The organism is Burkholderia gladioli, from assembly GCF_000959725.1.
GTDB classification, from domain to species: Bacteria; Pseudomonadota; Gammaproteobacteria; order Burkholderiales; family Burkholderiaceae; genus Burkholderia; species Burkholderia gladioli.
Map to the genome: position 1 here is coordinate 3485605 of NZ_CP009322.1, position 24545 is coordinate 3510149.

8 protein-coding genes are annotated in these 24545 nt (G+C 65.5%); 4 read left to right on the forward strand and 4 right to left on the reverse strand.

Annotation, left to right across the window (positions count from 1 at the left end; all coding sequences use genetic code 11):
* Positions 1 to 193: 193 nt before the first annotated feature.
* Positions 194 to 15223, forward strand: a complete 15030-nt coding sequence (locus tag BM43_RS37540; RefSeq protein ID WP_158380924.1) for a non-ribosomal peptide synthetase — start codon at positions 194 to 196, stop codon at positions 15221 to 15223.
* A 76-nt stretch (positions 15224 to 15299) separates the two neighbouring features.
* Here the strand turns inward: BM43_RS37540 and BM43_RS15080 are convergent, their stop codons facing one another.
* Together BM43_RS15080 and BM43_RS15085 are read right to left on the reverse strand one after the other, a co-directional pair.
* On the reverse strand, positions 15300 to 17249 hold the full coding sequence (locus BM43_RS15080) for a Xaa-Pro dipeptidyl-peptidase (RefSeq protein ID WP_036054928.1): 1950 nt from the start codon (positions 17247 to 17249) through the stop codon (positions 15300 to 15302).
* A 118-nt stretch (positions 17250 to 17367) separates the two neighbouring features.
* Positions 17368 to 18906, reverse strand: coding sequence for a S8 family peptidase (locus BM43_RS15085; RefSeq protein ID WP_036054927.1), 1539 nt, complete (start codon positions 18904 to 18906; stop codon positions 17368 to 17370).
* 274 nt (positions 18907 to 19180) lie between these two features.
* On the opposite strand from BM43_RS15085, the gene BM43_RS40465 reads away from it, so the two are divergent.
* Positions 19181 to 19402 carry a hypothetical protein gene (locus tag BM43_RS40465; RefSeq protein ID WP_124083602.1) on the forward strand — a complete coding sequence of 74 codons (222 nt, stop codon included), beginning with the start codon at positions 19181 to 19183 and terminating at the stop codon, positions 19400 to 19402.
* A gap of 103 nt (positions 19403 to 19505) precedes the next feature.
* On the opposite strand, the gene BM43_RS15090 is transcribed toward BM43_RS40465, so the two are convergent.
* Positions 19506 to 20813 (reverse strand): MFS transporter, encoded by a 1308-nt coding sequence (locus BM43_RS15090; RefSeq protein WP_036054925.1) that lies wholly within the window; start codon positions 20811 to 20813, stop codon positions 19506 to 19508.
* Positions 20814 to 20892: 79 nt separating this feature from the next.
* A complete protein-coding gene (locus tag BM43_RS15095) occupies positions 20893 to 22365 on the reverse strand; it encodes a mannitol dehydrogenase family protein (protein ID WP_036054923.1) in 1473 nt (490 codons plus the stop codon).
* A gap of 143 nt (positions 22366 to 22508) precedes the next feature.
* On the opposite strand from BM43_RS15095, the gene BM43_RS15100 reads away from it, so the two are divergent.
* Both BM43_RS15100 and manD read left to right on the forward strand, forming a co-directional pair.
* A complete protein-coding gene (locus BM43_RS15100) occupies positions 22509 to 23240 on the forward strand; it encodes a GntR family transcriptional regulator (protein ID WP_036054922.1) in 732 nt (243 codons plus the stop codon).
* Between the two features lie 41 nt (positions 23241 to 23281).
* Positions 23282 to 24490 (forward strand): D-mannonate dehydratase ManD, encoded by a 1209-nt coding sequence (gene manD, locus BM43_RS15105; protein ID WP_036054920.1) that lies wholly within the window; start codon positions 23282 to 23284, stop codon positions 24488 to 24490.
* Positions 24491 to 24545 lie beyond the last annotated feature (55 nt).

Below are 24545 nucleotides of genomic sequence, written 5' to 3' on the forward strand. Positions count from 1 at the left end.
GGGCTCTCATGCCCGGCTCGGTTGCTCCTGCCTGGGCGATCGGCTATGTCCACCCACGAATTGCCGTGAAATCGGCAGGAATCAGCCCGGTTTTTCGATTTATCAAACGCTCGATGATATTGCATGGGCAACCGCCAATAATTCCCGCGCTGCCGTGGCGCATTGCGCGCGCTAAATAATGACGAGGATAATTTTGAACGCCAAAAACCCTCAGGAAATTCTGGAGCTCACCGCGGCGCAATTGGAAATGTGGTTTTCGCAGCAACGCGAGCCCGACAATCCCTTGTTCGACAGCCGCGCTTATGTGGATATCGGGGGGGCGATCCATTACCCGGCTTTCGAGGCGGCGGTGCGCCGTTTCATCGAGGAAGCCCGGATCCTGCATTTCCGTTTCCTTGAAACATCGTCGGGGCCGGTTCAATTCGAAGCTGGCGGAGATTCCTTCGAGCCGACGTTCATCGACGTCTCGCGCGAGGACGATCCATTCGCGGCTTGCTGGAACGCGATGCAGGCCGAATCGAATCGTCCATACGATGTCCTCTCCGGCAGGCTGTTCAGTCAAACGCTGTTCAAGCTGGGCGACCAGCGGCATGTCTGGTACCAGCGCTATCACCATATCGTGATGGATGGCGCCAGCATCCCGCTCGCGACGCGCCGGGTGGCCGCGATCTACACGGCGCTGATGCGGCAGGCGCCGGTTCCCGACGCGGACTTCGGGGCGATCGACCTGATGATGAGCGGCGACCGCGCGTATCGGTCCTCGCCGCGCTACGCGAGCGACCGCCAGTATTGGCAGGACTACGTCCATGCCTTGCCTGCCACGGAGACGATCGCCGGTGCGGCGCCGCGCGCGAGCGGTTTCTTCAACCGGGCATCGGCGCCGCTTCCCGCTGCATTCATCGACCAACTCGACCAGATCGAGACGCGGATCGCGAAGTGGCCGCTCGTGCTCACCGCCATCGTGGCGGCCTATCTCTACCGGATGAGCAACGGCCGTATAACCGTGTTCGATTTTCCGGTTTCGGCGCGCAGCAAGGAGACGCGTGCGCTGCCCGGCATGTTCGCCAATATCCTGCCGATGCGGCTGCCCATCACGCCGGGCACGACGCTGGCGGAGTTGACGCGCCAGGTGAGCACCGAAGTCTTCGCGCACATGAAGCACCAGCAGTTCCGCGTGAAGGAGATCAGGCAGATGCGCGGTGCGTTCGCCGGGCCGGTGTTTGGTCCGCGCATCAATATCGTTCCCTACGACAACCGCTGGGAGTTCGATGACGGCCGCGCGACCTTGCACGCGCTCGCCAATGGCCTGGTCAACGATTTCGCGGTGACCGTGACGGGCAATCCGCGCGATCCCGGCTGCACGCTGCATGTGGATGCGAACGCCGAGCTTTATGACGAAGCCAGCGTGCAGGCGCATCGGAAGCGTTTGCTGCACTTCATCGAGGCGGCGCTGGCGGATCCGGAGCAGCCGATCGAGCGGATCGATTTGCTCGATGCCGACGAGCGGCGTTTGTTGCTGCAGACGTGGAATGCGACGGAAGCGGATTATCCGCGGCATCGATGTGTTCATGAGCTGGTCGAGGATCGGGCAGGGCAGATGCCCGAGGCGATTGCGCTGGTTGCGGGTGACGAGCAGCTTTCTTATGGCGAGCTCAATGCGCGTGCGAATCGGCTTGCTCGCTATCTCGTCAAGCTCGGCGTTGGACCGGATATTCCGGTTGCCGTGTGTGCGGAGCGAAGCGTCGCGATGGTTGTTGCGTTGCTCGCGGTGTTCAAGGCCGGTGGCGCGTACTTGTCGATCGATCCCGCTTATTCGAGTGCGCGCCTCGCTCATATCCTCGATGATGCGGCACCGCCCGTCATGCTGGTCGATTCGGTTGGGCGTGAAGCGCTCGGCGAGGCGCGTCTGGCCAAGCATGTGATGGTTGATTTGAGCGCGGTGTTGGCGCCGTGGGATGAACTGGCTTCGGACAATCTTCCGCCGCGCTCGCTCGGGCTGGATTCATCGCACCTCGCTTACGTGATCTACACGTCCGGCTCCACCGGCACGCCCAAGGGCGTGATGGTCGAGCATCGCCAACTCGCGAATCTCGTGACTTGGCATATCGATCGCTTCGAGTTACGGGCGGGTTCTCGTGTCCCTGCCACCGCAAGCCTGGCCTTCGACGCCAGCGTGTGGGAGCTTTGGCCCGTGCTGTGTGCTGGCGCAAGCTTGCTGCTGCCGCCGCCTGGACTGTCGTCCGATGCTGCTGCGTTGTTGAACTGGTGGCGACATCAGTCGATGGATTGCGCATTCCTCGTCACGCCGCTGGCGCTGCTGGCAATGCAGTCTGAATTGCCGCCGGGGCTGAAATCGCTGCTGATCGGCGGCGATCGCGTGACGTCGCTGCCTTCTGGGTTGCCGCCATCGCTGCGTATCGTCAACAACTATGGCCCAACCGAAACCACGGTCGTCGCGACCTCGGGCGAGATCGAACCGTCTGTCGGCGATATGGTTTATCCGATCGGCAAGCCGATCGCTAATACGCGCATTTACTTGCTCGATGAGAACCAGGCGCTGGTTCCCTTGGGCGCTGTCGGCGAACTCTACATCGGCGGTGCCGGTGTCGCGCGAGGCTACCTCAATCGCCCCGATCTCACCGCGCAACGCTTCCTTGCGGATCCGTTCGCGCGTGCTGAGGGCGATGCCGAGGCGCGCATGTATCGAACCGGCGACCTCGCGCGCTACCAGCCAGACGGCAACATCGTGTTCCTCGGTCGTAACGACGAGCAGGTCAAGGTGCGTGGCTTCCGAGTCGAACCCGGGGAGATCGAGGCGCAGCTCGCCACGCACGAAGCGGTGCGCGAGGCGATCGTCGTCGCTCGGCAGGATCCAGCGGGCAATGCTCGCTTGCTGGCTTATGTGAGCTTGCAGGACGCGGCGCCGCGTGCCGAGCTTGTTCGAGGCTTGCGCGAGCACCTTGCTGCACGACTGCCGGAATACATGGTGCCGGCCGCGTTCGTCGTGCTGGACGCCTTGCCGCTGACGCCGAACGGCAAGGTGGACCGTCGCGCGCTGCCGGAGCCGGATGACGAGGCGTTCGCGCAGGCGCAATACGAAGCGCCGCAAGGCGAAACCGAGCAGACCATCGCCGCGCTGTGGGCCGAACTACTCGGCGTCGAGCGCGTGGGCCGGCACGATAACTTCTTCGTGCTCGGTGGCCACTCGCTGCTGGCCGTTCAGCTTATCGAGCGTTTGCGCCAGATCGGCTTGACGCTCGCCATCCGCGACTTGTTCGAGCAACCGGCACTTGCCGCGCTTTCCGCCACGCTCGGTCAATCGCGTGAAGTCGTGGTTCCGGAGAACCGGATCGGCCCCGACACGCGAGTCATCACGCCCGATCTCCTGCCGCTCGCCGATCTGTCGCAAGCCGATATCGATCGCATCGTGGCCCAGGTTCCAGGCGGTATCGCGAACATCCAGGACATCTACGCGCTTTCGCCGCTGCAGGACGGCATCCTGTTTCACCATGTTCTCAGCACGCAGGGCGATCCCTATCTGTTGAGCGCGCATCTGGCCTTTACCGATCGCGCGGCGCTCGATCGCTACCTCCACGCAATATCGCGTCTCGTCGAACGGCACGACATCCTGCGCACCGCCGTACTGTGGGACGGGCTGGGTTCGCCGGTGCAGGTCGTCCTGCGGCAGGCGAGTGTCGAGGTGAGCGAGCTTGTCCTCGACGGCAACGGTGAGGCAATCGCGAAGCAGTTGCAGGATCGCATCCATCCGGCGCGCTACAGGATGGACCTGGCGCAGGCGCCGCTGCTGCGCTTCGTGCTTGCCGAAGAGGCGGGAGGGCGCTGGCAGGCGATCATGCTGCTTCATCACCTCGTCGGCGATCATTCCACCCTCGCGATCCTGAACGAGGAAGTCCAGGCGACGATCGACGGGCAGGCTCATCTTCTTCCCGAACCGCAGCCCTATCGCAACCTGGTCGCGCACGCGAGGCTGGGGTTGCCCGCCAGTGCTCACGAAGCGTTCTTCAGCAAGATGCTGGGCGACGTCGATACGCCCACGCTTCCATTCGGCCTCGCGCTTGCACATGACGACATGGCGCCGGTGTACGAAGCGCGTCGAATCGTGCCGGTCGCGCTCGATGCACGGTTGCGCGCGCTGTCGAGAACCATCGGCGTGAGCCTCGCGACTATGTGCCATCTCGCTTGGGCGATGGTTCTGGCACGCACCAGCGGGCAGAAGCAGGTCGTGTTCGGAACGGTGTTGTTCGGGCGCATGGCGGCTGGTGCCGGCAGCGATCGCACCATGGGCCTGTACATCAACACGCTGCCGCTGCGCATCGATATCGACGCGACCGACGTGCGAGCGGCGGTTCGCGATACACAGATACGGCTCGCCGGCCTGCTGGCACACGAGCACGCATCGCTCGCGCTGGCGCAACGATGCAGCGGGATCGGCGCGAACGTGCCGCTTTTCAGCGCGCTGCTGAATTACCGCCATAACGTGCGTCTCGATGCTCCTTCGCAATGGCCGCGCGATGTCGAACTGCTGGAGGCGCATGAGAGGACGAACTATCCGGTGACGCTGTCCGTCGAGGATTACGGCGATGCGCTGGAGTTTGCCGCGCAGGTCATCGTGCCGGAACTGCCCGACAGGATATGCGCATATATGCAGCATGCGTTGGAGCAATTGGCGGATGCACTCGATGCGGGATCCGGCTCGCTCGATCATCTGCAGGTTGTGCCTGAGGATGAGCGAGCGCTGCTGATCGATACGCTGAACGCGACGGATGCGCCTTACGATCGGAATCAGTATCTGCATGGGCTTTTCGAGGCGCAGGTGAAGCGCACGCCTGAGGCTACCGCGTTGATTGCCGGTGATGAGCGGCTGTCTTATTCGGAGCTCGATGCGCGCGCGAATCGGTTTGCTCGGTACCTTGTCGGTCTGGGCGTTGGTCCCGATGCGCTTGTTGCCGTTTGTCTCGAACGCAGCACGGCAATGGTTGTTTCGCTGCTCGGCATCCTCAAGGCGGGCGGGGCTTATGTGCCGATCGATCCTGCTTATCCGGGGCCGCGCATCGCGCATATTGTTTCCGATTCCGCGCCTGCTGTCGTGCTGGTCGATGCGACGGGGCGCGAGGCCCTTGTCGATGCGCTCGGCGATGAGAAGCTGGCCGAGTATGGGCTGATCGATGTAGGTGTAGCGTCTGCACCTTGGGACGCTCTCTCTTCGGAGCCGCTCTCGCCGAACGCGCTTGGATTGAATCCACGTCATCTCGCCTATGTGATCTACACCTCGGGCTCCACCGGCATGCCCAAGGGCGTGCAGAACGAGCATGATGCGCTGGTCAATCGATTGACCTGGATGCAGGAGGCTTATCGGCTCGGTGGGCAAGATGTCGTGCTGCAGAAGACCCCGTTCAGCTTCGACGTATCGGTTTGGGAGTTCTTCTGGACGCTGGCCAATGGCGCGACGCTGGTCATGGCCGAGCCTGGCGCGCATCGTGATGCCGACTATCTGACCGAGATCATCGCGAAGCACGGCGTTACCACGTTGCACTTCGTCCCCTCGATGCTCGCCGGCTTCCTGGAGGCGCAGGATCTGACGCGCTGCAAGACGCTCTCGCGAATCATCTGCAGCGGCGAGGCCTTGCCGGCTCCGATCGCACGACGATGCCTGGAGCGGCTGCCTCATGCGCGGTTGCACAATCTCTATGGCCCGACCGAAGCGGCCATCGACGTCACTGCGTTTACTTGTCCTCCGGATTTCGACGCGCAAGCCGTTCCGATCGGCAAACCCATCGCCAACACACGTATCTATCTGCTCGATGAGCATCAGGCACCTGTGCCCATGGGCGCGATAGGCGAGCTTTACATCGGCGGAGTTGGCGTCGCGCGTGGTTACCTGAATCGCGCTGATCTCACCGCGCAGCGATTCCTTGGCGATCCGTTCGCGCGTGCCGCCGGTCATCCTGAAGCACGGATGTATCGCACGGGCGATCTGGCTCGCTACCTGCCGGATGGCAATATCGTCTTCCTCGGTCGCAACGACGACCAAGTCAAGCTCCGCGGCTTCCGCATCGAGCTTGGCGAAATCGAGGTGCAGCTCGCCAAGCACGACGCGGTGCGCGAGGCAATCGTCATCGCTCGGCAAGATCCGGCGGGGAACGCCCGATTGTTGGCCTACGTGACTCCTCAGGAATCGGCATCGCGCGAGGAACTGGCCCGAAGCCTGCGCGAGCATTTGACGGCGCGGCTACCCGACTACATGGTGCCTGCCGCGTTCGTGGTTCTCGACACCTTGCCGCTGACGCCGAACGGCAAGCTGGACCACCGCGCGCTGCCGGAGCCCGCCGACGACGCCTTCGTCCAGTCGCGATACGAAGCACCGCAAGGCGAAACCGAGCAGGCCATCGCCGCGCTGTGGGCTGAACTACTCGGCGTCGAGCGAATCGGCCGACACGACAATTTCTTCGCGCTCGGCGGCCATTCGCTCGTCGCGATCCGAATGATTTCGCGTATCGCCAATGCAACCGGAAAATCCCTGCCGCTGCGAAAGGTGTTCGAAGCACCGACGCTCGCGGAACTGGCTCTCGCACTCGCGGATGTGACGTCGTCAGAACGCGCTCATGATCTCGTTCGCATCGACCGCAATGTGACGATGCCGCTGTCCTTCGCCGAGGAACGGGTGCTCGCGATCGAAGCGGGTGGCACGCGTGGCGCGATGCTCAACTCATCGCGTCTTTTCATCCTGTCGGGGCGCGTGCGCGAGGATGTGCTGGATCGTGCCCTGCGCGCGGTGGTCGAGCGTCACGAGATCCTGCGCACGCATTATGCGGATGACGAGACCACCGGGTCGTTCGTGCCGGTCATCGGGCGCTCGACACTCTTCCGCCTCGAGCGCCGCGAGGTGGCCGAGGACGACGCGATGCCGATCGCGCAATCGGAAGCCGCCAGGCATCTCGACTGCTTCCGTGGGCCGGTCTTCGGCGCGACGCTGTTTGTCGAATCACCGCGGCGCGCGATCCTGATGATAGCGATTCACCACATCGCGATGGACGCCGCGTCCTGGAACATCGTCTGGCGCGATTTCCGGCAGGCGTACGCCGCGCTGGCCGCCGACGAACCGCCAGCGCTGGCCACGTTGGCGCTGCAGTACCGGGACTACGCGGCCTGGACGACAAGGCAGGTCGATGCCGAGCGTCTCGCTCAATTGCGGCAGACCTGGCGGGAGCGTCTCGCCGGTGCGCCTGTCTACCTGGATTTACCCGCCGACCGGGCAAGGCCGGACAAATTGTCGGACCGCGCGGGACGGATCGAACGCATGCTCGCGCCGGAGCTGGTGCAAGGGATCCGACAGATCGCCACGGCATACAAGGTCACGCCCTTTATCGTGCTGGAGACGACGCTCGCGATCGCTTGCGCGCAGCTCGCGCGCAGCCGCGACATCGTGATCGGCACGGTGACCGAAGGGAGAACGCATGCCGCCACCGAGGATATGGTCGGCCTGTTCGTCAACACGCTGCCGCTTCGCCATCGGCTGGATCGAACCGCCTCCGTCGCGAGTCACTTGCTCGCGACCTCGCGTGAACTTCTTTCCGCACTCGAGGCGAGCGAACTGCCGTTCGCCGACGTGGTGGCTGCCGTCAATCCGCCGCGCGCGTCTTCCCACGATCCGATCTTCCAGGTGTTTTGCCAGTTCCAGCAAGGCCCTGGAAAGACTCGCGAGACGATCGCCGACATGACGATCGAAGCCATTCCGCGCACGCGCATGGCGCGAGGTGCCGATCTCGCCGTCGTGTTCCTGGACGCGGGCGAATATCTCAGTGCGGACGTCTCATACAGCGCCGATCTGTTCGACGCCGAGAGTATCGATGCGCTGTTCGAACTGTTCCTGCACTTCCTGGCGGAAAGCGTGCAGCGGCCCGATGCGGTGGTGGACGAGCTTTGGGATGCCGGTGTCGCCAGTGCGAGGGCCGCGGCTTCGGGCCCGGATGTCTCGCGCCTGATCGACCGCCCGGGCAGCCCGGCGGGAACCTGGTACGCGCTCTCGCCGGCGCAGCAGGCGGTTTGGCTGCAGGAGCAGGCGGCTCGGCCGGGGACGTCGTTCTTCTCGGTCGCGGCCATGCGCTGCGCGCCGGAGGTCGATCGAATGCGTCTGGTTGCTGCCTCGCGCGCTTTGATCGATCAAAACCAGGCATTCTGGATTCAAGTGTCCGACGCTGGCCTGCAATGCGAGGCGTCCACGCCGACGACACGCTTCCAGCATTTCGTCGAACCAACGACGATGACCGACGAAGCGATGCAACGGGCGGTGATCGAGTGGCACGAGAAGCTCAACGAGGACCCGCGCGACAAGTCCGGTGCCGTCGCCGTGTTCGACTCTCCTGGTAGCGTGCTGGTGGCGTTGCGTTCGCCTCATGTGCAGAACGACGGATGGTCGGCGCTTCGATACTTCGAGCGCATCGGCAGGAACTACGCCGCGCTCGAGAGCGACCCGGCCCGCGCGTTTGACATGGATCGGATCTTTCTCGATACCTTGTCGCTCGACGAACGTTATCTCTGTTCGCCGACCTACGAGCGCGACGCCGCGTTCTGGCAATCGGCATGCGCGCGAATCGACGGGCAGCCATTGGTAACGCTCGTGGCCGACCATGCTCACCCCGTGGATGCACGCGGCGTGGTTCGATCCTTGCGCAAGGTGTTTCCGCAGACGCTGCAAGAGCGGGTCCAGAACGCTGCGCGGAAGCTCTCGTTGTCGCCAGCGGAATGCCTGACCGCGTTGACCGCTCTGTATCTGATGCGGGTCACGGGTGAAAGGAGCACGGTACTCGGCGTGTCGTTCCTGAACCGCACTCGGGAAGCGCTCGATATTCCGGGGCAGTTCGCCAAGGTCATTCCGCTTCCGGTGTCGATCGGGCAGGGCGATATTCCCCTTTCGTCGACGTTGAACGGAATTCGCGATGCATTCAAGGACGTGATGCAGCACGGACGATTTCCGTTCGGCGAGATGGTCAGGCGTTACGGGTTCGATCCCCGGCATATCGAGATCAGTGTCAATACCCTGTTCCTGCGCCATCCCGTTGAAGTGGGCGGCCAGCCCGCGCATGTTCAGTGGTTGTCCGGGCCCGAGCATGGCCTCTCGTTCCTGTTTACCCAGTTCGGCAGGAGCGCGCCGATCGATATCGAGCTCCGATACAACAGCAATGCATTCGATTCGGAATCTGTCGAGCGGCATGCGGGACGTTTGCTCGATTTTATCGAGCACGCGTGCGAGGACGATAGCGTGTCGGCTCGGGGGATCGAACTCGTGTCGAGTGAAGAACGGGCCTTGCTGATCGATGCGCTGAACGCGACGGATGCGCCTTACGATCGGAATCAGTATCTGCACGGGCTTTTCGAGGCGCAGGCGAAGCGCACGCCCGAGGCTACCGCGTTGATTGCCGGTGATGAGCGGCTGTCTTATGCCGAACTCGATGCGCGCGCGAATCGGTTTGCTCGGTACCTTGTCGATTTGGGCGTTGGTCCCGATGCGCTTGTTGCCGTTTGTCTCGAGCGCAGCGCGGCGATGGTTGTTTCGCTGCTTGGCATCCTTAAGGCGGGCGGGGCTTATGTGCCGATCGATCCTGCTTATCCGGGGCCGCGCATCGCGCATATCGTTTCCGATTCCGCGCCTGCTGTCGTGCTGGTTGATGCGACGGGGCGCGAGGCTCTTGTCGATGCGCTCGGCGATGAAAAGCCGGCCGAGCAGGGATTGATCGATGTGAGTGCCGCATCTGCGCCTTGGGATAAGCTCTCTTCCGATCCGCTTTCGCCGAACGCGCTTGGATTGAATCCACGTCATCTCGCCTATGTGATCTACACCTCGGGCTCCACCGGCATGCCCAAGGGCGTGCAGAACGAGCATGATGCGTTGGTCAATCGCCTGACCTGGATGCAGGAGGCTTATCGGCTCGGTGGGCAAGATGTCGTGCTGCAGAAGACCCCATTCAGCTTCGACGTATCGGTTTGGGAGTTCTTCTGGACGCTGGCCAATGGCGCGACGCTGGTCATGGCCGAGCCTGGCGCGCATCGTGATGCCGACTATCTGACCGAGATCATCGCGAAGCACGGCGTTACCACTTTGCACTTCGTCCCCTCGATGCTCGCTGGCTTCCTGGAGGCGCAGGATCTGACGCGCTGCAAGACGCTCTCGCGAATCATCTGCAGCGGCGAGGCCTTGCCGGCTCCGATTGCCCGACGATGCCTGGAGCGGCTGCCTCATGCGCAGTTGCACAATCTCTATGGCCCGACCGAAGCGGCCATCGATGTCACTGCGTTTACCTGCCCGCCGGATTTCGACGCGCAGGCCGTTCCGATCGGCAAACCTATCGCCAACACACGTATCTATCTGCTCGATGAGCGTCAGGCACCTGTGCCGTTGGGTGCGATAGGCGAGCTTTACATCGGTGGAGTTGGCGTCGCGCGTGGTTACCTGAATCGCGCTGATCTCACCGCGCAGCGATTCCTTGCCGATCCGTTCGCGCGTGCCGCCGGTCATCCTGAAGCACGGATGTATCGCACGGGCGACCTGGCTCGCTATCTGCCGGACGGCAATATTGTCTTCCTCGGCCGCAACGACGACCAAGTCAAGATCCGCGGCTTCCGCATCGAGCTCGGCGAAATCGAGGTGCAGCTCGCCAAGCACGAAGCGGTGCGCGAGGCGATCGTCATCGCTCGGCAGGATTCGGCGGGTAACGCGCGATTGTTGGCTTACGTGACTCCTCAGGAATCGACATCGCGCGAGGAACTGGCCCGAAGCCTGCGCGAGCATTTGACGGCGCGGCTACCCGAATACATGGTGCCTGCCGCGTTCGTGGTTCTCGAAACGCTGCCGCTGACGCCGAACGGCAAGCTGGATCGCCGCGCGCTGCCGGAGCCCGCCGACGACGCCTTCGTCCAGTCGCGATACGAAGCACCGCAAGGCGAAACCGAGCAGGCCGTCGCCGCGCTGTGGGCCGAACTACTCGGCGTCGAGCGCATCGGCCGACACGACAATTTCTTCGCGCTCGGCGGCCATTCGCTGCTTGCCGTGAGGATGTTGAATCGCTTGCGGGCGATGCAAGCGGGGGATTTATCGCTTTCCTCATTGTTCGATCATCCAACCGTGAGCGCGGTTGCCCAGGCGATCGACTCCGGAAGCCGAAGCGTCGCGCCTCCGATCGTTCGCGCGGCTCGTGACGCGTGCCTTCCTCTGTCGTTCGCCCAGCAGCGGATGATGTTCCTGAGTGGTTTCGATGGCGCAAGCACGATCTATCATGTCCCGCTCGTGTTGCGTATCGACGGAAAGTTGGACATAAGTGCATTGCGTCGTGCCCTCGACACGCTATGGGCGCGTCACGAAGCGTTGCGTACGGTATTTCTCGACACCTCTGGAACCGGCGAGGGCGCTCATGCGGAACTGCTTCCCGCCGACGATGGCATGCTCTGGCGGGAAGACGATTTGTCCTCGAGACTCGATGCTTCGCAAGACGAATGGTTGCGTCTATGCGAGGAGGAAGCCACGCAAGCGTTCGATCTCGCACGCGGGCCGCTGGTGCGCGCGCGTCTCGTCAGGTTGGCCGCCAACGAGCACACGCTCATGCTCACCCTGCATCACATCATCTGCGATGGGTGGTCCCTGGCGGTGCTCGTCAAGGAGCTCGGCGCGCTTTATCGTGCCGTGACGGAGGAGCGCCCGAAACCGCTCGGCGCACTGACGATCCAGTATCCCGACTATGTGAGCTGGCAGCGCCAATGGTTCGGCGCCGAGCGTCTCGAACGCGAAGCCGCTTATTGGAAAACAACGCTGGCGGGTATTCCGACGCTGTTGGATCTGCCGACGGATCATCCTCGTCCGGCGCAGCAGCAGTTCGATGCTGCACGCCTGCCGCTCGAGCTCGACCCGATGCTCACTCAGGACTTGAGACGACTCGCAGCGCGACGCGGCACGACTGTCTTCGCGGTTGTCACAGCGGCGTGGGCGGCAGTGCTGGGGCGTCTCGCGGGCCAGGAGGACATCGTCATCGGCACGCCGGTAGCGAATCGCTCCAAGCCCGAGCTCGAGGCTGTCGTCGGCCTGTTCGTAAACACCCTGGCGCTGCGTATCGATTTGTCGGGCATGCCGTCCGTCGGGCAGCTGCTCGACCGCGTTCAATCGACGATCGTCGCCGCGCAGGACCATCAGGATCTTCCGTTCGAGCAGGTCGTGGAGATCGTGAAGCCGCAACGGCGGCTTGCTCACACCTCGATATTCCAGGTGATGATCTCGTGGCAGAACACCGACATGCGAACCATCGAATTGCCGGATCTGGCGTTCACGCCTGTGGGTGGCGCGTTCGATCGCGCAAAGTTCGATCTCGAACTCGACCTGCTCGACGATGGGCAGGTGATATCCGGGGCGCTGCGTTATGCCACCGCCTTGTTCGAGGAAGCCTCGATCGCGCGTCATTGCGCATATTTGATTGCGATATTGCGCGCCATGGCCCGCGACGAGGAGCAGCCGATCGAGCGGATCGATTTGCTCGATGCTGACGAGCGGCGCTTGTTGCTGCAGACGTGGAATGCGACGGGAGCGGATTATCCGCGGCATCGATGTGTCCATGAGCTGGTCGAGGCTCAGGCAGGGCAGATGCCCGAGACGATTGCGGTGGTTGCTGGCGATGAGCAGCTTTCTTATGGCGAGCTCAATGCGCGTGCGAATCGGCTTGCTCGTTATCTCGTCAAGCTCGGCGTTGGACCGGATATTTCGGTTGCCGTGTGTGTGGAGCGAAGCGTCGCGATGGTTGTTGCGTTGCTTGCGGTGTTCAAGGCCGGTGGCGCTTACTTGTCGATCGATCCGGCTTATTCGAGTGCGCGCCTCGCTCATATCCTCGATGATGCGGCACCGCCCGTCATGCTGGCCGACGCGGTTGGGCGTGAAGCGCTTGGCGAGGGGCGTTTGACCAAGCATGTGATGGTTGATTTGAGCGCGGTGTTGGCGCCGTGGGATGAACTGGCTTCTGACAATCTTCCGCCGCGCTCGCTCGGGCTGGATTCATCGCATCTTGCCTATGTGATCTACACGTCAGGTTCCACTGGCACGCCCAAGGGCGTGATGGTCGAGCATCGCCAACTCGCGAATCTCGTGACTTGGCATATCGATCGTTTCGAGTTACGGGTCGGCTCTCGTGTCCCGGCCACCGCAAGCCTGGCCTTCGACGCCAGCGTATGGGAGCTTTGGCCCGTGCTGTGTGCCGGTGCAAGCTTGTTGCTGCCGCCGCCTGGGCTGTCATCCGATGCTGCTGCGTTGTTGAACTGGTGGCGACATCAGTCGATGGATTGCGCATTCCTCGTCACGCCGCTGGCACTGCTGGCGATGCAGTCTGAATTGCCTCCGGGGCTGAAATCGCTGCTGATCGGCGGCGATCGTGTGACGTTGTTGCCTTCGGGGTTGCCGCCATCGCTGCGCATCGTCAACAACTATGGCCCAACCGAAACCACGGTCGTCGCGACCTCGGGCGAGATCGAGCCGTCTGCCGGCGACACGGTTTATCCGATCGGCAAGCCGATCGCGAATACGCGCATTTACTTGCTCGATGAGAACCAGGCGCTGGTTCCCTTGGGCGCTGTCGGCGAACTCTACATCGGCGGTGCCGGTGTCGCGCGAGGCTACCTCAATCGCCCCGATCTCACCGCGCAACGCTTCCTTGCGGATCCGTTCGCGCGTGCTGAGGGCGATGCCGAGGCGCGCATGTATCGAACCGGCGACCTCGCGCGCTACCAGCCAGACGGCAACATCGTGTTCCTCGGTCGTAACGACGAGCAGGTCAAGGTGCGTGGCTTCCGAGTCGAACCCGGGGAGATCGAGGCGCAGCTCGCCACGCACGAGGCGGTGCGCGAGGCGATCGTCGTCGCTCGGCAGGATCCAGCGGGCAATGCTCGCTTGCTGGCTTATGTGAGCTTGCAGGACGCGGCGCCGCGTGCCGAGCTTGTTCGAGGCTTGCGCGAGCACCTTGCTGCGCGGCTGCCGGAATACATGGTGCCGGCTGCATTCGTCGTGCTCGACGCCTTGCCGCTGACGCCGAACGGCAAGGTGGACCGTCGCGCGCTGCCGGAGCCGGATGACGAGGCGTTCGTGCAGGCGCAATACGAAGCGCCGCAAGGCGAAACCGAGCAGACCATCGCCGTGCTGTGGGCCGAACTGCTCGGCGTCGAGCGCGTGGGCCGGCACGACAACTTCTTCGCGCTCGGCGGCCACTCGCTGCTGGCCACCCGCATGCTCGCGCGGCTGCGTGAATCATTCGGGCACGATGTGTCGATTCGCACGCTCTTCGAGGCGCCGACTGTCTCGCAATTGGCGCCGCGAGTACACACGGCGGTTCAGTCCGACGCGCTGGCCATGCTCCTGCCGATTCAGACGCTGGGATCAAAACCGCCGCTGTTCTGCATCCATCCGGCTGGCGGTTTCAGCTGGCCATATGCGGGCCTCGCTCACCATCTGCCGGATCGTCCGCTCTATGGCCTGCAAGCGCGCGCACTCGCGGAAGCGGACGAGCAAGTGGATTCGATCGAGGAGATGGCACTGGATTACGTCCGGCAAATCCGCGGCGTGCAGCCCAGTGGCCCTTATCATCTGCTCGGCTGGTCGCTCGGGTGCCATATCGCGCATGCGATTGCCACGCAGCTACAGCTTGCCGGCGAGAGCGTGGCGTTGCTCGCGATGCTCGACGGTTATCCGATGGCGGAGATCGAAGCTATTTCCTCCCCGACGGAAGCGGAAGTTATGGGGGTGCTGATGCAAGCGTTCTCGGATTCACAGCAACCGACAACCGCCGAACCGTTGACGATAGCAACGCTGAAAGCGCACCTGGCGCGGAGCAATCCGATGTTCCAGACGATCAGCGAACCGACGTTCTCATCGATCGTGCGGCAATTCCAGATCGCACCGGCCCTGGCCGGCATGTTCTTGCCGGAGATATTCCATGGCGATGTGCTGTTCCTGAGGGCCGGGCTCAGTCAGACAGATGCTTATCCACAGCGCGAGGTCAGTGCATGGCAGCCCTATGTGCAGGGCCGAATCGAGACGCATGACGTCGAGTGCCTGCACGAAACGATGATGAGCGCACAGGCACTCGCGAGGATCGGGCCGATCGTTGCGGCCGCACTCGAACGGGGCTTGAAAAATGGAGAGGCGTCGACAGGTTCGCCTATGGCTACCGAGAACGCATGACGGCAGCTGATGATGCGCACGCATCGCGCCGTCGAGGAAGATCGACTTGCACTTCCTCGACGGCTACCGCAATGCCTTACAAGCTCGCGAGCGGCACCGTCACCTCGGTCCCCGCCGGGTCGAGCCGCAACTCGGTACCCGGCGCCGGCCGCAACGTCGCCTCGTAGTCGCTCGACAGCACCACCAACCCGAGCCGGTGCCCCGCCGCGATGGTGTAGTCGCGCGGCATGAAGCTGAGCTTCAGCTCATAGGGCAGGCCCGCCAGCACCGGCAGCGAATGCCGGATCGACAGCGGATTGCGCGGATCGGCCCAGGCGCGCGTGACGATGGTGGCGGTGCCGTCCGGCGCGCGGTCGACCAGCAGCGCGGTGACGTTCGCGGCAGCCGAGAACGTCAGCCGCACATGCGCCGTCGCGGTGCCCGACAAGCGGCTCGCGGCGGTGAACGGTGCGGTCTCGAAGCGGCCACGATGCGCGCCGTCAGGCGCGTTCGCCAGCGTCAACGCATCGATGCGCGCGTCGTCGCGGAACGTCAGCAGCGGGCCGCCGGTCGGGAAACGCAGCAGCGCGCCGTCGCGCGAGCCGTCGCCGCCGGCGAAGTAGGTGACCGGGCGCGCCTGGCGTGACGGCCACTGCGTTTCCTTCAGCAGCGTGCCGTCTGCCTGCTCGACCACCGAACCGGCATCGCGCTCCACGCCGTTGTCGACGCCGAGCAGGTAGCGCGTGAACCAGCGGTTCACGGCCACCGGCCACGCATCGGTCAGCGCCGGGCGGCTGCGCGGATCGATGTGCTTGGCGCGGTGCAGCCACAGTTGCGCGGGCACGCCCTGGCGGCGCATCGCCAGGTACCAGGAGGTCGACTGGTCGACCCGCACGTTGTCGTCCGCGAGCCCCTGCGCGACCAGCGCCGGCGCCACCGCGCGCAGCGGCGAGATCTCGCGCGCGGCCCAGAACGCCGAATAGTCGCCGGTGGCGCGATCCTCGTCGCGCAGCGCCTCGTCGACCAGATGCGTGCAGCGTTCCGGATGCGCATTGGTCAGCAGCGCCTTGATGTAGACGTCGACATCCTCGCCCTGGTAGCCCTCGGGCGCGCGCACCAGGCCGCCCGCGCGGTAGTAGCCGTACATGTCGGTCAGGCCGGCGATCGGCACGATCGCGTCGAGCCCGCGCGTGCGCAGGCTCGCGACCATCTTCGGCAGGGTGCCGTCGTACGACACGCCATACATGCCGACATGGCCCGTCGACCAGTTCGCGACCACCGGCTTGCCGGCCGCGTCGCGTGCCGTTGCCTCGCGGCCGAGCCAACGGATCACCTGGGCCATCGCCACCGATTCGTCGTGGGTGAGGATGGTCGGGCAGCCGTCGGAGCCGGCGGTGCCCAGCGAATCGGCATAGACGATGCTGAAGCCGCGCTGCACGAAGTAGCCCTCGATCCACGAGCGCGCGGCCGCGGCCACCTCGGCCTGCTGGCGCAGCAACGACACCGGCCGCGCGGCCATCACGCGCGCGCCGCTACCGGCATCGGTAGCCCGCGAAGCCGTGGCGGCGGCAGGGCTGGGCGAGCCGTCCAGCTCGACGTCGACATCGTGATTCGGGCTGTCGGCCAGGTCGTTGTAGTAGGGGCTGGCCAGCACGATCACCGGCGTCACCGCGCCGTCGTCTGTCTCGGCCGGGCGCACCACGCGCACGTGGATGCGGTCCTTCTGGCCGTCGCCGTCGGAATCGACGGGCGTCTCGACCCAGGCCTCGCTGGTGCGCGTCGCGCCCGACAGCGAAGGCTGGACCTGGCCGTCCTTGACGAGCGGCGGATATTTGCCGCGCGAGGCATCGGCATAAGGCACGCCCGAAGGCGAACGATGCGCGCGCGAGGCCGCATCGGCCGAGGCTTGCTCGGCGGAGGAAGCGGAGGAGGAAAACACGGAAGCGCCGGGGCTGCCGCCGTCGTCGCCGCCGCACGCGCCGAGCGCGAACACGGCCGCGATCGCGGCGAGCCACGCCTTGGCGGCGGGCAGGGAGGAGTGGGTCATGCTTGTCTCGCTGTAGTTGTGTCGGGAGTCGTCAAGCGCAACGAGCGGCGGGCGTTGCCGCGCCGCCGCCCGCTCGCGCCGGATGGACCAGGCCATCCGGCGCGCGTGGTGCCTGCCGTTACTGACGTGCCGCGTTGACGGCCGCGCCGGCGTCGAGCAGGCCCGCGCCGCAGGTGCTGGTCGAGCAGCCCGAGCCGCTCGGGAACGGCCGTGCCGAGGCTTGCAGCTTCTGCAGGATCTGGCTGGGCGTGAGCGAGCCGTTGGCCGCCAGCATCAGCGCCACGGTGCCGGCCACGTGCGGCGTGGCCATGCTGGTGCCGTTGTAGGAGGCATAGCTGTCGGCGGCCGGCGATTTAGTGCCGCTGTTCAGCGTCGACAGGATGTTCACGCCGGGGGCGGCGATCTTCACCAGCGAGCCGGTGTTGGTGAAGCTGGCGCGCCGGCCGTTGATGTCGGTGGCGGCCACCGCGATCACGTTCTGGCAGTTCGCCGGCTGCGAGCTCGACACCGGGGAGGCCTCGTTGCCGGCCGCCACCACCACCGTCGCGCCCTTCGCCACCACCGCGTTGATCGCGTTCTGGTAGGTGCGGCTGCAACTACCGCCACCGCCGAGGCTGAAGTTCAGCACGCTGGCCGGGTTCGGGTTGGCCGGAGCGCCCGGCACCGAGAGACCGGCGGCCCAGCGCATGCCGTCCGCGATATCGGACAGCGTGCCGCCGCACTTGCCGAGCACGCGCACCGGCAGGATCTTGCCCTTCCACGAGATGCCGGCCACGCCGGTGCCGTTGTTCGACACCGCGCCGATCGTGCCGGCCACGTGGGTGCCGTGCCAGGAACTGTTGCTGGCGAAAGTGTTGCCGAACTGGTCGAGCTGGCAGCGGTAGAACGGGCCGTTCGGATCGTCGACTTCCTGCTGCGTGACCCAGTCGCCCGGATCGGCTGCGTTGTTGTCGCGACCGTTGCCGTCGTTGGCGCTGTCGGGATCGCTGATGAAGTCGTAGCCCGGCAGGATGTTCGCGGCGAGGTCCACATGCGGGCGGTAGCCGGTGTCCACCACCGCCACCACCACCTTGTCCGAGCCCGTGGTGATGTCCCAGGCCTTCGGCAGGTTCGCGCCGCCCACGCCGCTGGCATAACCCCATTGCTCGGAATAACGCGTGTCGTTCGGCACCAGGAAGGCGTGCATGCGCGCATCGGGTTCGGCGTAGTCGACTGCGCCGTCGGCGGCGAAGTCCCTGGCCAGCGAGGCCGCGTCGGCCGCCGAGATGTTGCGGCCCAGGCGCAGCACGGTGGCGCCGTCGGCCATCTCGCGCTTCACGTGCAGGCCGGCGGCCGGGTCGCCCGCATTGCCGGGCGCCGAGGCAGCCGCGGCACCGAACGAGCGCGTGGTGACGCGTTGCCCACGCGCGGCCAGCACGCGATCGATCACGCCCTGGATGCCGGACTGCGCGCTCGACGAGGCGATCGAGGCGGTGGCGCGCGCGGACGGCGAGGCCGCCGGCTTCAGCTTGACGATCAGCTGGTTGACGCTTTCGCCGCCGCTGCCGGCGTTCGGCACGCTGGGCGCCTGCGTCTCGGCGTAAGCGAGCGTGGCGCCGGCGGCGAGCACCAGGGCGATTGCGGAAGAAATAGAAGTAGTGCGAACTAATTGATTCATGCCAGTACCCCCAGAAGGAGAGAACGGATTGCGTTGTTGGAGTGTTACCGTTGCGAAACCGCGGGTTTGCATCCCGGCACGAAGGCGGGCGCGACGCCCTGGCCAGGGGCGGCACCTGCTGCCGAACAAGAGCACGGACTACTGGCGCGGCTGCTGCGGGAAGCGCGCTGTCGAGCCGGCCGGCCCGCAGGGCGCGGGCCGGCCGTGTGCCTCTCTCAGGTTCTTTTGTTGTGGTTCGGATACCGCCACGATCCTGCGAGGCAAACGCTGGGCGTTGTCGCGCAAGGTCGATAATTCATTTAGTACGACTGAAATGGACAGCGAGGAGACGATGCCGTATTCAGTGCTGCGCGGCGCGCTTGCCGGATGGCGGCGCATCGAGCCCGTCGAAATAGAGGAAGCTTTCCTCGGGCTTTCGCAAAATTATCTTGCCGTATGGCGGCTGTCAAATAAATTTAATCGAAATCTAAAAAAGTTAGATAAGTGCCGGATGTGAGGGGGCAGCCGCGCACGGCGCGATGCGCGCGCACAAAATGACGAAGGCCGCGTGCCTTGTCGGGCACACGGCCTTCGCCGTTCGATCCGGCGCGGGACGAGCCTCAGGAATAGGCCTTGACGCTCGCCGCCTCGCGCGGGCGCGAATCGCGGATGAACACACCCGAGAGCAGCGCACCGGCCAGCGCGATGCCGCCCGCGAGCAGGAAGGCGCTTGCGTAGGAACCGCTGCGCTGCACCAGCAGGCCCGTGACGGCCGGCCCGATCACGCCGGACAGGCTGCCGATGCAGTGCATGCAGCCGCTCACGCTGCCGACCCTGGCGGGATGTACGACATCCTGCACCACCGCCCAGTAGAGCGCGCCGGTCACGTAAAGCAGGAACAGCGCGACCGACATCAGCGCCACCGCATTGGCGGCGGTATGCACGGTGCCGGCCACCGCCACGCAGATGCCGGTGGCGAGCAGCGAGACCACCAGCACGATCTTGCGCGACAGCATCAGCTTGCCGGTCCAGCGGAAGATCGCGTCGGAGATCGCGCCGCCGGCGGCGAGCCCCACCGTGCCCACCAGCCAGGGCACCACGGTAGCCAGGCTCATCTCGCGGATGTTGAGATGGTGCGCGTCCACCAGGTAGCTGGGGAACCAGCTCAGGAAGAAGAACAGCACGTAGTTGTAGCTGAAGAAGGCGAACGCGGCGGCCAGGATCAGCGGCTGGCGCAACCAATGCGAGAGCGGCAGGTTCGCGCTGGCCGGATCGATCGGCGCGACGGCGCCGCCGCCATGCGCGCTTGCCCGGCCGCCGGCGGTGGCTTCGTCGTCGAGCGAGCGGACCAGGCGGCTGCTCGCCGGCGTGTCGGCCGTCATGGCGACCCACGCCACCACCCACACCAGCCCGATCGCGCAGATGATCCAGAACGCCAGGCGCCAGCCGAAGCTCAGCGCGAGCAGGCCCACCACCGGCCCGGCGATCGCGCCGCCGAGCGGCGAGCCCGCGCTGAGCAGGCCCATCGCGGTGGCGGCGCGCCGATGCGGCATCCAGTTGTTGACCATCTTGTTGGCGGCGGCGCACAGCGGCCCTTCCGCCATGCCGAACAGCACGCGCACCACCAGCAGGCTGGCAAAGCCGACCGTCACCGCGGTCAGCCCGCAGAACAGCGACCAGAAGCCGACCGCCAGCACATAGACGAGCTTCGGGCCGAGCCGGTCGCTCGCCAGCCCGCCGACGAAGTTGAACAGCGCGTAACCGACGAAGAAGCTGCTGAACACGATGCCCATCTGCGCGGCGTCGATGCCGAGATCCTTCTGGATCAGCGGCGCCGTCAGCGACAGCGCGATGCGGTCGAGATAGTTGATGCCGTAGACGAGGAACAGCAGGAATACCGTGATCCAGCCCATCGTGCGTTGCTTCATGCTCTGTCTCCTGTTCTGCCGGTTTTGTGACCGGTTGGTGGCCGGCTTTGTCGGTGTCGCGAGGCGGCGGTCGGCGGTGCTAGCGTTCGGCCGATCTCGCCAGCAAGGCTTCGGTGCCGCGCTCGTGCAAGTCGGCGAGATGCCGCGCGAGCCGCGCGACGAAATCCGCCGGCCAAGGCGCGGCGCCGAACACGCCTTGATGGCCGAGCGCGGCCTGGGCGGCGTCGAGCGGCGTGTCGGCGGCGCGTAGCCGGTCCGTCAGCGCCGCCGCGCCGGGGTCGCTGATCGCGAGCGTTTCGCCCGTCTCGCCGCGTGCCGTGGCGAGGTAGTGCAGCCAGGCCGCCAGCGCGCGTTCGAGGCGCGGCCGCTCGATGCCGGCCGTCAGGCTCTCGCGCAGCGCCGGCAGCCAGCGCACCGGCACCTTCTGCGTGCCGTCCATGGCGATCTGGCGCGTCTGGTGGGCGAGCGTCGGATTGCGAAAACGCGCCAGCAGTTCGTCGCAATAAGCCTGCACGTCGAAGCCGCGCGGCACCGTCACGGTGGCCAACAGGTCCTCGCGCATCAATGCCTGCACGAAGGTGCCGATGGCCGGATCGGCCATCGCCTCGGCCACCGTCGCCCGTCCGCGCAACTGGCCGAGATAGGCGATGGCCGAATGCGAGCCGTTGAGCAGGCGCAGCTTCATCGCCTCGTAGGGCCGCACGTCGCCCGTGAGCAGCGCGCCGGCTTCTTCCCAGGCGGGCCGCGGGCCGCTGAAGCGATCCTCGATCACCCATTGCGTGAAGGGCTCGCAGGCGATCGCCGCCTCGTCGCGCAGGCCCAGCCGCGCTTCGGCGGCCGCCAGCGAGACCGGCGTGGCGGCCGGCACGATGCGGTCGACCATGGTGTTCGGGAAGGCGATCGTGTCGCCGATGCGACTCGCGAGCGAGGCATCGAAGCCGCGCGCGTACTGCATCAGCAGCTTGCGCAGCCTGTCGCTGTTGCCGGCCATGTTGTCGCAACAGACCACGCTCAGCGGCGCATCGGCGGCGCGCCGGCGAATGCCGGCGGCCAGCACGCCGAGCGTGGTGCGTGGCGTGTCGGGCGTGAGCAGGTCGTGGCGGATGTCGGCATCGTCGAGATCGAGATCGCCGCTGGCCGGCGCGATGCTGTAGCCCTTCTCGGTCACGGTCAGGCTGACGATCGACACGCGCGGATCGGCAATCGCGTCGAGCACGGCCGGCAACGCGCTAGGCGCGTGCAGCGCACCGACCAGCGCGCCGGCCACGCGGCTGCGCGTGGTCTCGCCGTCGCTCTCTGTGACGGAGTAGAGCAGGTCCTGCTGGCGGATCAGCTCGGCCATGCGCCGCTCGCGCAGATGCACGCCGACGATTCCCCAGCGCAGGTCGCCCGCCTCGAGCAGCGCCTCGGTATAGAGCGCCTGATGCGCGCGGTGGAAGGCGCCCAGCCCGAGATGGACGATGCCCGGCTGCAGGCGGTCGCGTGCGTAAGCGGGTCGCCGCGTATCGGCGGGGAGCGCGCCCAGGGATGCCTGGCTCAGCAGTGTCGCCATCGTGTGCTCTTTGTACCATGGTAGAGTTCGCGTCGAACGAAGCTTAATCGGCACTGGTTGGGGATTTTATCGGTGTAAACGCTAGACGATCCCGAAAACACCTCAGTGCTACCATGGTACGAACAATGGCACCGTCACCGAACATGACCCAGATGGCTCCCGATCCACAGGAAGACAGCACGCTCGCCGCGCTGCGCGGCTTCAAGGCGAATGCCGACTTGCCCTATCGCCCGCAGGTGCACCGTTTCCTGCGCGACGCGATCGTGCGCGGCGCGCTGCCGCCGCATACCAGCCTGTCCGAGGCGGCCATCTCCGAGGTGCTCGAAGTGAGCCGCACGCCGGTGCGCGAGGCGCTGGCCCAGCTCGCCGACGAGCATCTCGTCAATATCTATCGCAAGGTCGGCACCATCGTCGCGCCGATCTCGGTCTCGCAGCTCGAGGAAGGGCGCTTCGCGCGCAGCACGCTCGAATGCGCGAACCATGTTCAGCTCGCGCAGACCATCACGCCCGGGCAGCTCACCGAATTCGGCGCGATCGTCGAGGCGCAGCGCGAGGCTGTCGCCGCCGGCGAGGTCGAGCGCTTCTTCGAGCTCGACGAGCTGATGCACCGGCGCCTGTTCGAATTCGCGGGCCGCGCGCATGTCTGGGAGATGCTGCAGCCGATGAAGCGCCAGTTCGACCGGGTTCGCTGGCTGCTGCTCGACCGCGTCGCCGATCACGCGCTGCGCGCCCTGCACGAACACGAGCTGATCCTCGCGCAGATGGCCTCGCGCAACGTCGCCCAGCTCGGCGCGACGGTGGCCAGCCATATCGACCGGGTCGGCTCGCACCTGCCCGCGGTGCGCGAGCGCGCCCCCGACTATTTCACCGGCTGAGCGGCACCGGCCGCCGGCCGTCCCGCGCATGGAGACGACGATTGAAGATTGAACGCTTGCAGACCATCGTGACCTGCCCCGGCAGGAACTTCGTGACGGTGAAGATCGTCACGGACGAGGGCGTGCACGGCCTGGGCGACGCCACGCTCAACGGCCGCGAGCAGGCCGTGGTCGCGTATCTGGAAGAGCATGTGTTTCCCTGCCTGGTCGGGCGCGATCCGCGCCGTATCGAGGACATCTGGCAATACCTCTATCGCGGCGCCTATTGGCGGCGCGGGCCCGTCACCATGACGGCGATCGCCGCGATCGACATGGCGCTGTGGGACATCCTGGGCAAGCTGGCGGGCATGCCCGTGTACCAGTTGCTGGGCGGCAAGAGCCGCGACGGGCTGATGGTGTATGGCCACGCGAACGGGCGCGATCACGAGGAGGCGGTCGACGCGGTGCGCAGGCACATCGAGGAAGGCTACCTGGCGATCCGCGTGCAATCCGGCGTGCCGGGGCTCGACAAGGTGTATGGCGTGGGCAGGACAGCCGGCGAATACGAGCCGGCGCAGAAGGGCCTGCCGCCCGAGGAGCCCTGGGATACGGCGCTCTATCTGCGTCACACGCCGGAGCTGTTCCGCAAGGTGCGCGAGGCGGTCGGCTTCGAGCCGCATCTGCTGCACGACGCGCATCACCGGCTCACGCCGATCGAGGCGGCGAGGCTCGGCCGCGATCTCGAGCCCTATCGGATGTTCTGGCTGGAGGATGCCACGCCCGCCGAGAACCAGGAAAGCTTCCGGCTGATCCGCAGCCACACCACCACGCCGCTGGCGGTGGGCGAGGTGTTCAACTCGATCTGGGATTGCAAGGACCTGATCCGCGAGCAGTTGATCGACTACATCCGCGCGACCATCGTGCACGCGGGCGGCATCACGCATGCGCGGCGCATCGCCGATTACGCGGCGATGTACCAGGTGCGCACCGGCTTCCACGGCGCCACCGATCTCTCGCCGGTCTGCATGGCGGCCGCCGTCAACTTCGGGCTGTGGGCGCCGAACTTCGGCATCCAGGAGCTGATGCCGCACAACGCGCTGACCAACGAGGTGTTCCCGCATCGCTACCGCTTCGAGAACGGCTTCCTGGTGATGGACGACGTGCCGGGGCTGGGCGTCGAGATCGACGAGACGCTGGCCGCGAAGTATCCCTATGAACGGGCCTACCTGCCGGTGGCGCGCCTGCGCGACGGCGCGATGTGGAACTGGTGAGCGCGGCGCGCTGCCGTGCCCGATGGCAAGAACCGAGAGAATCGAAAGGAGTGAC